A 13,268-nucleotide genomic window follows, 5' to 3' on the forward strand; every position below is an offset into this window, starting at 1 on the left:
GATACTTTAACCTCTAGTTTACACAGCATACACGATGTGGTGTAACACCTCATCTGGGTATTGTAAGATTATTGTCCAAATCGATTGATGGACTGTGTAATGTCGTTTTGATCTTTATGCAAGACGTTGGCAATCACCTCTCTCCTTCAGAAGATGCGCCGTCATGCGTTTTGACAGTTTGTTTAATAGCGAATAGAAATGTATGCCCTTGCTCCATGAACCCTTTTCAATCACTTAAATGATGGGCATGACGAAGCGCATGAAATGCTTGTGGGAATGTATGATACGTATCGAACGTATCATACATTATCGTTCCTTTATATTGTGGGAAAATCCCGATGGCATTGGTTACTTTTTCCCACGAGAAACATGAGGAGCAAGATATGTATATGTTGATGTACGTGCCATATGCCCCATGCAAGCTTGTCATCGATGTGCAAGCTCGTTTCACCGACATACAAGATGTCGGGGGTAATGATGTTCATATTGGATTGAAGGGATTTATGTATGTACGAACGGGTGCTCTTGTATTTTTCGAGTGTTGATATAATTCTCCAAATCATATTACTTAAACGCTTTTAAGCGATCCATTGAATGTTGTGCAAATAAGTGACAAGTACAGCGAGTCGTGAACCATATTGCACATGGTTCGTTACATGTGGTTTCGAGTTGTGTCACTTTGATCGTTACAGGAGGAAGACTGAATAATTGACGGACATCGACTTTGAATAGTTTGACTTCACTCAAAGAATCCCCTCAATCCTTGGCACGTATTTACATGATGAACGATGCGATGATGTAGATGCTCGACCTGACGAAGCGTCGTTCTACCATGTCCTTTTTATACGTTCGGCTTTTCACTAGATGGCTGGCAATAAGAAAGAATATTTGTTAGGAAAATAGTGGTGATACAAAGATAGATGATTATCGGAGCGATTTTTTGGTACGTGCTTCAAATTCTTGAGTGTGATACTTCAATTGTTCACTTTCTTTGCGTAGTTGTTTGATTTCTGTCAAAAGCTGATCGATCACTTGTTGTTGGTGAGCAATTAGATGCTTTTGTTGTTGGATTTTGCATATTAAACTCTCTGTTATAAATATAGCTTGTTGTACCGTCAACATTCGATTCATCTCCTTGTCTACTATTATTCACAGGATAGACAAGCAAAACAAAAACTATTCCGTTCACTTTATAATGCCGCTGAATAGTTGCAAATGAAGAATGTTAAAACCAATAAATTTAAGCAAAGTGGTGTTCTAGAATGATTGAACAATTAAAAAATGAATATATAAAAGTGTTTCAAAGCCGATATAACAAACCTTTCACTTTCTTCGCCCCTGGTCGCGTCAATTTAATCGGTGAACATACTGATTATAACGGAGGATATGTGTTGCCGTGTTCATTGCATATCGGAACGTATGCGGTTGCTCGATTAAATGATGAGGGGATTATTCGATTGTATTCGAAAAATTTTCATGAAGATGGAATTGTCTCCGTCACAAAAGATGAACTTGCATATGACGAACGTCATGGATGGGCGAATTATCCAAAGGGAATCATTCGAGCGCTTATGCCGAGAGATGCACAAAATGGGATTGACGTCTTATACTATGGCAATATTCCGAATGGGGCAGGCTTGTCTTCGTCCGCGTCGATTGAGCTCGTTACTGCTGTCATGTTAAACGAGTTGTTTCGACTTCATATCGAGATGCTGGAATTAGTAAAAATTAGTAAAAAGGTTGAAAATGAATATATCGGTGTGAACTGCGGGATTATGGATCAATTTGCGGTTGGAATGGGGAAAGCAGAGCATGCGCTACTACTCGATTGCCAAACGCTTCAATACGAATATTTGCCACTTTCTTTGGAAGATTGCTCGATCGTCATTGCCAATACAAATAAAAAGCGCGGATTAGCGGATTCAGCATATAACGAACGCCGTACGACATGTGAACAGGCGCTTGTGAAATTACAACATTATGTACGTATCCATTCACTTGGAGATTTAACGACCGAGCAGTTTCACCAATATGCGCACGTTTTGTCACCGATAGAACAAAAGCGAGTGCGTCATGTCGTTTCAGAAAATGAACGAACGAAGCAAGCGGCTCTTGTTTTGCGCCAAGGGGATTTGCATACGTTTGGACAATTAATGCGCCAATCACATGAATCGTTGCGTGATGATTATGAAGTGACCGGGAAAGAATTAGATACGCTTGTTGAAGCAGCATGGAAACATAAAGGGACGATTGGGGCACGTATGACGGGAGCTGGCTTTGGTGGTTGTACTGTAAATATTGTAAAGGACGATCATATTCCATCGTTTATCGAGGAAGTTGGTCGAGTGTATGAAATGGAAGTCGGTTATGCGCCAAGTTTTTACGTAGCGAAAATTGGTGGTGGGGCCAAACAGCTTACAAAAGAAGGAGAGAGCTTGTAATGATTCTTGTTTGTGGTGGGGCAGGCTACATTGGAAGTCATGCGGTGTATCGTTTTATTGAAAAAGGGGAACAAGTCGTTGTCGTTGACAATTTACAAACGGGACATCGAAAAGCTGTTCACCCAGATGCGCTGTTTTACGAGGGAGATATTCGTGATCGTCACTTTTTAAGCGACATATTTAAAAAGCATGAAATAGATACAGTGGTTCACTTTGCGGCTCATTCTCTTGTTGGAGAAAGCGTGAAAGCTCCATTAGCGTATTACAACAACAATGTTTATGGAACAGAAGTGTTACTTGATGTGATAAATGAACATGGTGTAAAACAAATTGTTTTCTCATCAACGGCTGCTGTATATGGAGAACCAAAACAAATTCCGATTCAAGAGGCAGATGAAACAAATCCTGAAAGTCCATACGGTGAAACAAAACTAGCGATGGAAAAAATGATGAAATGGGTGAACATGGCACACGGTATTCGTTATATTTCTTTACGATATTTTAATGTTGCTGGGGCGTATGGAACAATAATTGGCGAAGATCATCGTCCGGAGACCCATTTAATTCCGCTTATTTTACAAGTACCGTTACGGAAACGAGAAGAGATTCATATTTTTGGAGATGATTACGACACGCATGATGGTACGTGCATTCGTGACTACATTCATGTGTTAGATTTAGTAGATGCCCACATGTTAGCGGTAGAAAAACTAAGAAACGGTGGAGAAAGTAACATATACAATTTAGGAAATGGCAACGGATTTTCTGTCAAAGAAGTCGTGGAAGCAGCACGGCGTGTCACAGGACATCCGATTCCTACAAAAATTGTACCAAGACGACCTGGAGATCCCGCACGTTTAGTTGCTTCATCGGAAAAAGCAAAACGCGAACTCGGCTGGCAGCCGAAATACACAGCGATTGAGGAAATTGTTGCTTCCGCATGGGAGTGGCATGAAGCGAATCCGAACGGATATGAAGAGGTGTAAGCGATGGTAAACATTTATGAAGAAATTGAAGCGCTTATTCAATATGCGCTCCATCATCGTTTAATTGAACAAGAAGATGTCATTTATACACGCAATCGTATATTAGCCTTGTTAAAGTTGGACGAATGGCAACAAGTTAACGTGATGCCTTCCTCGGATCGCCCACTCGTTTCCATTTTACAACGCATAATCCATTGGGCTGAAGCGCATGGACGATTTGCTGGAAAGACAGTAACCGAACGTGATTTATTTGATACAGAAATGATGAATTGTTTTGTGGCACGTCCGTCTACAATCATTCAAACATTTTATGAAAAATACAAACGCAATAAGCAAGAAGCAACAACTTGGTTTTATAAGCTTAGTCAAGCATCCAATTACATTCGCGTAGACCGGGTGATGAAAAATAGACAATGGAAAGCGCGTACGAAATACGGAGATATGGATATTACAATCAATTTATCTAAACCCGAAAAAGATCCTCGCGATATTGCGCGCATGAAGGAAACAAAAGAGCAACATTATCCTCCTTGCTTGCTATGTATTGAAAATGAAGGGTATGCAGGGACCATTCGTCATCCTGCCCGAGCGAACCATCGGATTATTCCTGTTGAGTTATGTGGGGAACGTTGGTTTTTTCAATATTCACCTTACGTTTATTACAACGAACATTGCATCGTACTGCGTGATAAGCATGTGCCAATGAAAATGGAAAGAAAAACGTTTGAACGGTTGCTTGATTTTGTCGATCAATTTCCGCATTACTTTATCGGCTCCAATGCTGATTTACCTATTGTAGGAGGATCGATTTTATCGCACGATCATTTTCAAGGTGGAAAATATACATTTGCGATTGAAAAAGCTTCACCAGATTTTACGTTTACATTACAAGCTTACCCAAACGTACAAATGAGCATCATTCGTTGGCCAATGTCAGTCATACGTGTACGCGGGGCAAAACAAGATGTGTTAGAAGTGAGTGATTTTATCTATAGAGAGTGGCAAACGTATAGCGATCCGAAAGTAGGTATATATGCACAAACAAATGGTGTACCGCATAATACAGTCACACCAATTGCTCGTAGACGAGAGGAATTATACGAGATGGATATCGTGTTAAGAAACAATCGTACATCAGAGAAATATCCGTACGGTATTTTTCATCCGCATGAGGAATTGCACCATATTAAAAAGGAAAATATCGGTTTAATTGAAGTCATGGGGTTAGCGGTATTGCCTAGTCGATTAGCGGATGAATTAGAGAGTGTAGCGATATATATGACAAACAAAACGCCGAAAGAACAATGGGAACCGACATTATTGAAGCATTGGGAATGGGTGCAGGACATGATGGAAAGAAACCTTGTCATCAATGACGTGCATGAGCTATTAAAAGAAGAAGTAGGAAAACGATTCGAACAAGTGCTTGAACATGCAGGTGTATTTAAACGAACGGAAGAAGGAAAGGAAGCGTTTCATCGTTTTATTCGTCATATGCAAGAACGAAATAACTAAAGACGGAGGAGAAAACATGTATGTAGGAGTGGACTACTATCCAGAATATTGGCCAAAAGAAATGATCGATGAAGATATTCAAGGAATTAAAGCGCTTGGGGCTAACATCGTTCGCATCGGAGAATTTTCTTGGCATTTAATGGAGAGAACAGAAGGGAATATTGACTTTTCTTTTTTTGATGAAGTAGTTAAAAAGTTGAAAGAAAACGGACTTTCGATCATGTTTGGTACGCCGACCGCAACGTTTCCAGCATGGTTAGCAAAAAAGCACCCAGATATTTTATCGAAAGACGAATATGGACGTACACGTGTATTTGGGGGGCGACGACAATATTGTTTTAACTCGAAAACATATCGCTCATATGCAGCCAATATAACGGAACAACTTGTTAAACATTACAAAGATGAGGAAGCGATCGTTGCTTGGCAAATTGATAATGAATTCGGACATGAAGGAAGCGATATGTGTTATTGTGAGCAGTGCCATCGTGAGTTTCAACAATTTTTGCAAGAGAAGTATAAACAAATTGACGCATTGAATGAAGCGTATGGAACAATTTTTTGGGGACAGACGTATAACGATTTTTCAGAAATTCCGATACCAACGAAAACCATTACAACGCATAATCCATCTTTGCAGTTAGATTGGGCTCGCTTTCGTTCGTTTTCTGTCAATCGTTTCGCTCATGAGATGACAAACATCGTGAAAAAATATAAAGGTTCGCATCAACAAGTCACGACGAACGTATCTGGTGGTTTTTTTAATAAATGGTTTGATCATGAAGAAAATGTACGCGACATGGATTTTGTATCGTACGATAACTATCCGGTATGGGGGGGACTAGATGAACCGATTTCTCCTGCGGCGATTGCGATGAGTCATGATTTTAATCGCGGGTTGCTTGGGAAAAATTATTGGATTGTCGAAGAGTTAATGGGAGCTCAAGGGCATGAGATGATCGGATATTTACCGCGGCCGAATCAAGCAAAAATGTGGTCGTATCAAGCGTTCGCGCATGGATGTACGAATATGTTATATTTTAGTTGGCGCGGAATGGATCGAGGAGCTGAACAATTTTGTTACGGAATTGTAGACCATAGCAATATACGCGGAAGAAAGTACAAGGAAGTGCAATCTGTTTTTTCACATATTCCGACATTTGAACACGTATTGCAGTCACCGATTCAAGCAGATATTGCGGTTTTGTATGATTACGACAATATTTGGTCGTGGCGTTTTCAGCCACAAAGTAAAGCGTTTGATTTTACAACGGAGCTTCTTCGGTTGTATGAGCCGTTTTATCGTTTAAATACAACTATCGATGTCATTCCTGTGTCACGCGAGTTTTCAACATATAAGGTACTCATCGTTCCCGTATTACAAATCATTGACGAACAATTAGCAGAAAAATTGAAAACGTTTGCTCGGTCTGGTGGAACGATTATTTTTTCTTTCCGAACCGGATTAAAAAACAAACAAAATAACATTCATTTCAAACATGTATTACCTGCGCACGTGAGCGACCTTGTCGGTGCGCATATTCACGAAGTAGAATCGCTTGCATATCGTCATGTTCCAATCATCGGTGAAGGACGATGGCAAGGTAGAAAGGCGATGTGTTCTGTGTGGCGCGATTTGCTTGAACCAACAACGGCTACTGTGTTATATCGATATGATGATCCATTTTATCCGCTCGCCGCGATAACTGAAAATGAATATGGTGATGGGAACGTTTATTATATTGGTGGGGGCATAGATGACGATGTGCTGAATGACCTTGCAAAGGAAATTGTGCAAAAACATCACATATGGCATGTAGAAAGCGACGAAGGTATTGAAGTATATCGACGTGTATGTGAAGATGGAGAGTATATGTTCGTCCTCAATCATACAGATCAAGAAAAACAATTTCGCGACTTGATCCTCAAACCGTACGATAGTCAAATCATTAAAATTTAGCATAAATAAAGGGGGGACATCGATGGCTACATTGAAAGAAATTGCTGAGAAAGCAGGGGTTTCGGTCGCCACTGTATCGCGCGTACTAAACTACGATACAACGTTATCTGTCACGGATGAAACGAAAAAGCGCATTTTTGAAATTGCCCAAGAGCTGAACTATAAAACGCCTAGAGAACGCAGTCAAATGAGTGCAAAAGACCGACTTCGCTTTGGGGTGGTGAACTGGTATTCGGAATCTCAAGAACTTGACGATCCATACTACATGGCTGTGCGCCTTGGTGTTGAAAAGGAATGTTTTCGCCGCCAAATTGAGTTAGTCAAGTTATTTAAAAAAGAAGGCTCGTATGAATCGGAGTGGTTGACAGGGTTAGATGGGATTATAGCGGTCGGGAAGTTTGGAAAAAGGGAAATTGACTTGTTTGCATCTGTTACCGACCATATCGTTTTTGTTGATTATTCGCCTGATGAAGATCGCTTTGATTCTGTCGTTGTCGATTTTCGAAAAGCGACAGCTCGCGTTCTTCAATATTTAATTGATCTCGGTCATAAACATATTGGATATATTGGCGGACGCGAATATGTTGATGACGGTCATTTAATTCAAGATGAGCGTGAACGTACATTTTACGAATATTTATATTTGCGAGGCATGTTCATTCCCGAATATGTTTTCACCGGGCGTTTTATTGCAGAAGATGGATATATGTTAATGAAACAAGCACTTCAGCTGCCGAATCGGCCAACTGCGTTTTTTATCGCAAGCGATTCGATGGCGATTGGAGCGTTGCGGGCGCTACATGAAGCTGGAATTGATGTGCCAAATGAAGTGGCCATCGTAGGCTTTAACGATCTTCCTACATCGAAATTTGTTCAACCACCGTTATCTACCGTGCAAGTTTATACCGAATTTATGGGAGAAACAGCAGTTGAATTGCTTGTTGAACAAATTCAGACGAAAAGGGAAATTCCGAAAAAAATTGTTGTTCCAACGAAACTTGTCGTAAGAGAAAGCAGCTGTGCCCATACAGTAAAGAAATAGCTTCCACTTTGGTGAGAGATATTTCTTTTATGATGTTACCAAAAAGGAGAAGAAGCATGAAGCTTGTACAAGAACAACGAACAGAAATCAATGGTCAACCGATCATCGCATTTACACTTGCCAATGATCATGGAATGGAAATCACTTGTTTAAACTACGGTTGTATTATTACAAGCATACTCGTGCCTGATAAAAACGGAAACGTTGAAAATGTCGTTTTAGCATTTGATGATTTTTCTTCTTATTTGACAAACTATCCATACTTAGGAGCTGTTATCGGGAGGGTAGCTGGAAGAATAAAAAATAGTTCTTTTCAGTTAAATGGAAAAACATATAAGCTACATGCAAATGAATATAAAAACCACTTGCACGGTGGAGAAAAAGGATTCCACCACGTGATTTGGCGAGCAGTAGGATTTTCACAAAAAGAAGAAGTCGGTGTCCGTTTTTCGCATCGAAGTGTTGATGGGGAAGAAGGATATCCAGGAAATGTTGATGTTCAAGTCACATATACACTAAATAATCAAAATGAGTTCATCATTTCTTATCACGCCATTTCGGATCAGGACACTCCGTTTACATTAACAAATCATACGTATTTCAATTTAAGCGGTAACGTAAAAAGAGATATTTTGCAACACGAATTAAAAATAAAAAGCGATCGCTTTTTACCGTTGGATCATGAATTTATCCCGACTGGGGAAATAAAAGATGTAGCGGGTACATTTTTTGATTTGCGTCTAGGAAAAGTGCTAAAAGAAGTAATCGATTCAACAGATCCGCAAATTGTTTTAGTCGGGCAAGGATATGACCATCCATTTGTGTTAAATACTCATCATGATGAAGAAATTGTTTTATGTGACAGAGAAAGTGGGCGAGCACTGATTGTCGAAACAGACGAACCAGCGGTAGTCGTGTACACAGGGAACCAGCTTCCTAATGAAGAAACGATAAACGGTGTACCATCGCGAAAATATTTAGGGATTTGTTTGGAGACGCAAGCATTGCCAAATGCCGTGAATTATTCTCACTTCCCATCTTGCATATTGCGTGCAGGAGAAGTGTATTTATCAACGACAAAATATAGGTTTTGTGTTGTTGACGGAAAATAGCCTTCAATGCGAAGGCTATTTTTTTACGGCTTCTTCTAATGTTTCAAGCATCGATTGTTTTTGTTCCTCTGTTGCGTGATTCCATAACGCTTCAAATAAAACGCCAAGACCAGGTAAATATTTTTCTTCACCTTGTTGAATCGCATCGACGATCGTATGTTCTAATTGGTCTTTTGAGCTGTTTGCCACGTTTGCCATCACGGCACCACGTAAATTAAAATCCATTTGACTCACTCCATTCTTTATGTATTGCGTACGTAGTTTTTGCTATAATGGTAACTACTATTCATAAAAGAGGAGAGAGAAACATGGAAAAAGCAACATTTGCTGGCGGATGTTTTTGGTGCATGGTCACTCCGTTTGAAGAACTTGACGGTATTTATGGCATTGTTTCTGGATACACAGGCGGTCATGTGGAACATCCGACGTATGAACAAGTGAAAACAGGAACGACAGGACATTATGAAGCGGTACAAATTACGTTTGATCCCGATGTATTTCCGTACGAAAAATTGTTAGAGTTGTATTGGTGTCAAATTGATCCAACGGATGACGGGGGGCAATTTCACGACCGTGGCCCACAATATCGAACAGCGATTTTTTATCATAACGAAAGACAAAAAACATTAGCGGAGCAATCGAAAAAACAATTAGAAGAAAGCGGTCGTTTTTCTAAGCCGATTGTGACAGAAATTTTACCAGCGACAACGTTTTATCCAGCAGAAGACTATCATCAAAATTACCATAAAAAAAATCCGAAACATTATAAAGAAGACCGTGCGGCATCTGGACGTGATGAATTTATTGCGAAACATTGGGGGAACAACGAGTGAAACGAATTGAATCGCCAAAAAATGAACGAGTGAAGCAATGGAAAAAACTGCTCACGAAAAAAGAACGCGAGAAAACGGGGCTATTTTTAGTAGAAGGATTTCATTTAGTTGAAGAAGCTTTAAAAAGCAACATCGTTGAACTTCTTATTTTATCAGAAACGAAAACGATTCCGACAAGCTGGAAGGTAGATCATATTCCGATGGTGATTGTCACGGAAGCGGTGATCGGCGAATTAAGCGATACGGAAACACCGCAAGGAATTGTTGCAGTGTGCAAGCATTTGCATTGGAACGTCGATAGTGTGCAAACGGCGCTGTTCATCGACGCGGTTCAAGATCCAGGAAACTTAGGAACGATTATTCGTACCGCAGATGCTGCTGGAATAGACGCCGTTGTCGTCGGAGAAGGAAGCGTCGATATATATAACGCAAAAGTGATTCGTGCAACACAAGGTTCGTTGTTTCATTTCCCTGTGATAAAAGGAGATATTGGACAATGGATCGCCCATTTTCAAAACAGGCATATTCCGATTTATGGAACATCGCTTCAAAACGGAGTAGACTATCGATCTGTATCCCCTTCGTCATCGTTTGCATTAATCGTTGGAAACGAAGGAAGCGGTGTGAACGATAAGTGGCTACAGCAAACAACTGCCAACTTATATGTGCCGATTTACGGGAAAGCAGAATCGTTAAACGTAGCCGTTGCGACAGGAATTTTACTTTACCATTTACAGAAAAAATAAACGCAACCTTGCACGTTATTCCCCATTTGCTTATAATAAATGAAGAATTTCATCATACAAAAAACGATGATCGAGAAGAGTAGCTTGCCGATCGCCATTCAGGGAGAAAACGCCATAGACTGCGAGCGTTTTTATGGCTCAAGCAAGTGAATTCACCTCGGGAGTTGGCGCTTGGACCATTTTGCGCGTGCAAAATGTAAAGGCGTTCCGGTGTAGACCGTTATCACAATGAAGTGAGCTATGTTGATCGCATAGCTAACAAGGGTGGTACCGCGAGTGCACTCGTCCCTTATGTGAGGGGCGAGTTTTTTATTTTTTATACATAACAAGGAGGGATTTCCATATGAAGGAGCGGTTACAACAGCTTCAACAAGAAGCGCTTGAAAAAATTGAACAAGCAAACGATTTAAAAACGCTCAATGAAGTGCGTGTGGCGTATCTCGGAAAAAAAGGCCCAATTACAGAAGTGTTGCGCGGCATGGGGGCGCTGTCGCCTGAAGAGCGTCCGATCATGGGAGCGCTTGTCAACGACGTACGCGAAGCGATTCAACAAGCGTTAGAGGCAAAACAAGCAACACTTGAACAAGCAGAAGTCGAGAAAAAACTAGCGGCGGAAGCGATTGATGTGACACTTCCAGGGCGTCCGATTAGACGTGGCAATCATCATCCACTCACGCGCGTTATTGAAGAAATTGAAGATTTATTTATCGGCATGGGATATACGATTGCTGAAGGTCCAGAAGTAGAGCAAGATTATTACAACTTTGAAGCGCTCAATTTGCCAAAAGGTCATCCGGCGCGCGATATGCAAGATTCGTTCTACATCACCGAGGAGATTTTGTTGCGCACGCATACGTCACCAGTGCAAGCAAGAACGATGGAAAAACATCAAGGGCGAGGCCCTGTAAAAATCATTTGCCCGGGAAAAGTGTACCGCCGCGACAACGACGATGCAACGCATTCCCATCAATTTACGCAAATTGAAGGGCTCGTGGTGGACGAAAACATTCGCATGAGCGACCTAAAAGGAACGTTACGTGAATTTGCCCGCAAAATGTTTGGTGAAGATCGCGACATTCGCTTCCGTCCAAGCTTTTTCCCATTTACCGAACCGTCTGTTGAAGTCGACGTATCATGTTTTAATTGCGGCGGGCACGGCTGTAACGTATGTAAAGGAACAGGTTGGATTGAAATTTTAGGGGCAGGGATGGTCCATCCGAACGTGCTCGAGATGGCGGGATTTGACTCGAAAAAATATACAGGTTTTGCGTTTGGTATGGGTCCAGAGCGTATCGCAATGCTCAAATATGGCATTGATGATATTCGCCATTTTTACCAAAACGATCTTCGTTTCTTGCAACAATTTAATCGGGTGTAAAGGGAGGTTTCATGGATGTTCGTTTCATATAAATGGCTACAGGAATATGTGGATTTAACAGGCATTACCGCAAAACAATTAGCCGATCGCATTACAAAAGCAGGGATTGAAGTAGAAAGCGTCGAGGTACGGAATAAAGGAGTACAAGGAGTTGTCATCGGACATGTGCTCGAGCGTGAACAACATCCGAACGCCGATAAACTAAGTAAATGTCTTGTCGATATCGGGGAAGGGGAGCCAGTGCAAATTATTTGCGGGGCGCCGAACGTCGCAAAAGGACAAAAGGTTGCCGTTGCTAAAGTTGGTGCTGTATTGCCTGGCAACTTTAAAATTAAACGCGCGAAATTGCGCGGGGAAGAATCAAACGGCATGATTTGTTCGTTGCAAGAGCTTGGCGTGGAGTCGAAATTAGTACCGAAAGAATACGCCGATGGCATTTTCGTTTTCCCAAGCGATGCACCGGTCGGAGCGGATGCGCTACAACTCCTTTACTTGGATGACGAAGTGTTAGAACTTAGTTTAACACCAAACCGCGCCGATTGTTTAAGCATGATTGGCGTCGCTTATGAAGTGGCAGCGATTTTAGGAAGAAGCGTGAAGCTTCCGACCATCGAACTTCACGAAAACAATGAAAGTGTTCATGATTATATTTCTGTCCGCGTCGATGCACAAGAAGATAATCCTTTATATGCAGGGCGCATCGTGAAAAACGTAAAAATTGGCCCATCGCCTCTTTGGATGCAAGCGCGTTTAATGGCAGCTGGCATTCGACCGCACAACAATGTCGTCGATATTACGAACTACATTTTACTTGAATACGGCCAGCCGCTTCATGCGTTTGACTACGATCGCCTCGGCTCAAACGAAATTGTCGTTCGCCGTGCAAAAGCCGGTGAAACAATCGTGACGCTTGATGATGTAGAGCGCACGTTGACAGAAGATCATCTTGTCATTACGAACGGGAAAGATCCTGTCGCCTTAGCTGGTGTGATGGGCGGTGCCAATTCGGAAGTATGTGATGAAACAGTAAACGTATTTATTGAAGCTGCATATTTTAACGGGGCGACGATTCGCCAAGCGGTTAAAGATCATGGATTGCGCAGCGAGTCGAGCACACGGTTTGAAAAAGGCATTGATCCTGCGCGCACGAAAGAAGCGCTTGATCGCGCAGCTGCGTTGATGGCGGAATATGCTGGCGGAGAAGTCGTTGGCGGCGTTGTGGAAGTCAACACACTGACAAAAAAAGAAGTCGTCG

At 41.5% G+C, this 13,268-nt stretch carries 11 protein-coding genes, 1 pseudogene and 1 other annotated feature; of the genes and pseudogenes, 10 read left to right on the forward strand and 2 right to left on the reverse strand.

Annotated features, from left to right (window positions below; all coding sequences use genetic code 11):
- Nucleotides 1-139: 139 nt before the first annotated feature.
- Nucleotides 140-1,122: pseudogene (locus BO219_RS15110) on the reverse strand (IS66 family transposase); the annotation flags it as partial.
- Nucleotides 1,123-1,262: 140 nt separating this feature from the next.
- Between BO219_RS15110 and BO219_RS09300 the strand changes: the two are divergent.
- The 6 genes from BO219_RS09300 to BO219_RS09325 are packed head-to-tail and all read left to right on the forward strand — an operon-like array spanning nt 1,263 to nt 9,056.
- A complete protein-coding gene (locus BO219_RS09300) occupies nt 1,263-2,441 on the forward strand; it encodes a galactokinase (protein ID WP_077429324.1) in 1,179 nt (392 codons plus the stop codon).
- The gene (gene galE, locus BO219_RS09305) at nt 2,441-3,427 is read left to right on the forward strand and encodes a UDP-glucose 4-epimerase GalE (protein WP_077429325.1); all 987 of its coding nucleotides are present in this window, start codon (nt 2,441-2,443) and stop codon (nt 3,425-3,427) included. Before BO219_RS09300 ends, galE begins: the two co-directional genes overlap by 1 nt.
- 3 nt (nt 3,428-3,430) lie before the next feature.
- The gene (gene galT / locus BO219_RS09310; protein WP_077429326.1) at nt 3,431-4,942 is read left to right on the forward strand and encodes a UDP-glucose--hexose-1-phosphate uridylyltransferase; all 1,512 of its coding nucleotides are present in this window, start codon (nt 3,431-3,433) and stop codon (nt 4,940-4,942) included.
- 16 nt (nt 4,943-4,958) lie between these two features.
- Nucleotides 4,959-6,902: a beta-galactosidase gene (locus BO219_RS09315; protein ID WP_077429327.1), complete on the forward strand. Its 1,944-nt coding sequence runs from the start codon at nt 4,959-4,961 to the stop codon at nt 6,900-6,902.
- A 22-nt stretch (nt 6,903-6,924) separates the two neighbouring features.
- Nucleotides 6,925-7,944, forward strand: coding sequence for a LacI family DNA-binding transcriptional regulator (locus BO219_RS09320; RefSeq protein ID WP_077429328.1), 1,020 nt, complete (start codon nt 6,925-6,927; stop codon nt 7,942-7,944).
- A gap of 56 nt (nt 7,945-8,000) precedes the next feature.
- A complete protein-coding gene (locus BO219_RS09325) occupies nt 8,001-9,056 on the forward strand; it encodes an aldose epimerase family protein (protein ID WP_077429329.1) in 1,056 nt (351 codons plus the stop codon).
- Nucleotides 9,057-9,071: 15 nt separating this feature from the next.
- Here BO219_RS09325 and sspI read toward each other — a convergent pair whose 3' ends face one another.
- Nucleotides 9,072-9,281, reverse strand: coding sequence for a small acid-soluble spore protein SspI (sspI, locus tag BO219_RS09330; RefSeq protein ID WP_077429330.1), 210 nt, complete (start codon nt 9,279-9,281; stop codon nt 9,072-9,074).
- 83 nt (nt 9,282-9,364) lie between these two features.
- Here sspI and msrA point away from each other — a divergent pair, with 83 nt between their 5' ends.
- From msrA to pheT, 4 genes are all read left to right on the forward strand, one after another.
- Nucleotides 9,365-9,889 carry a peptide-methionine (S)-S-oxide reductase MsrA gene (gene msrA, locus BO219_RS09335; RefSeq protein ID WP_021093804.1) on the forward strand — a complete coding sequence of 175 codons (525 nt, stop codon included), beginning with the start codon at nt 9,365-9,367 and terminating at the stop codon, nt 9,887-9,889.
- Complete coding sequence (locus BO219_RS09340; protein ID WP_077429331.1) at nt 9,886-10,635, forward strand: TrmH family RNA methyltransferase; 750 nt, start codon at nt 9,886-9,888, stop codon at nt 10,633-10,635. Before msrA ends, BO219_RS09340 begins: the two co-directional genes overlap by 4 nt.
- A 57-nt stretch (nt 10,636-10,692) precedes the next feature.
- Nucleotides 10,693-10,928, forward strand: a binding site (T-box leader).
- 50 nt (nt 10,929-10,978) lie between these two features.
- Nucleotides 10,979-12,013, forward strand: a complete 1,035-nt coding sequence (pheS, locus tag BO219_RS09345; RefSeq protein ID WP_077429332.1) for a phenylalanine--tRNA ligase subunit alpha — start codon at nt 10,979-10,981, stop codon at nt 12,011-12,013.
- A gap of 15 nt (nt 12,014-12,028) precedes the next feature.
- Nucleotides 12,029-13,268, forward strand: a 1,240-nt coding sequence (pheT, locus tag BO219_RS09350) for a phenylalanine--tRNA ligase subunit beta (RefSeq protein WP_077429333.1), incomplete at its 3' end; no start/stop codon positions are given.

Source organism: Anoxybacillus kestanbolensis, assembly GCF_001996285.1.
In the GTDB taxonomy this organism is placed as follows: Bacteria; Bacillota; Bacilli; order Bacillales; family Anoxybacillaceae; genus Anoxybacillus; species Anoxybacillus kestanbolensis_A.

Coding starts and splice junctions, on each gene's coding strand:
- sspI (WP_077429330.1), bottom strand. CDS start 9,281: ATGGATTTTAATTTACGTGGTGCCGTGATGGCAAACGTGGCAAACAGC.
- BO219_RS09300 (WP_077429324.1), top strand. CDS start 1,263: ATGATTGAACAATTAAAAAATGAATATATAAAAGTGTTTCAAAGCCGA.
- BO219_RS09315 (WP_077429327.1), top strand. CDS start 4,959: ATGTATGTAGGAGTGGACTACTATCCAGAATATTGGCCAAAAGAAATG.
- BO219_RS09325 (WP_077429329.1), top strand. CDS start 8,001: ATGAAGCTTGTACAAGAACAACGAACAGAAATCAATGGTCAACCGATC.
- pheS (WP_077429332.1), top strand. CDS start 10,979: ATGAAGGAGCGGTTACAACAGCTTCAACAAGAAGCGCTTGAAAAAATT.
- galE (WP_077429325.1), top strand. CDS start 2,441: ATGATTCTTGTTTGTGGTGGGGCAGGCTACATTGGAAGTCATGCGGTG.
- galT (WP_077429326.1), top strand. CDS start 3,431: ATGGTAAACATTTATGAAGAAATTGAAGCGCTTATTCAATATGCGCTC.
- msrA (WP_021093804.1), top strand. CDS start 9,365: ATGGAAAAAGCAACATTTGCTGGCGGATGTTTTTGGTGCATGGTCACT.
- BO219_RS09320 (WP_077429328.1), top strand. CDS start 6,925: ATGGCTACATTGAAAGAAATTGCTGAGAAAGCAGGGGTTTCGGTCGCC.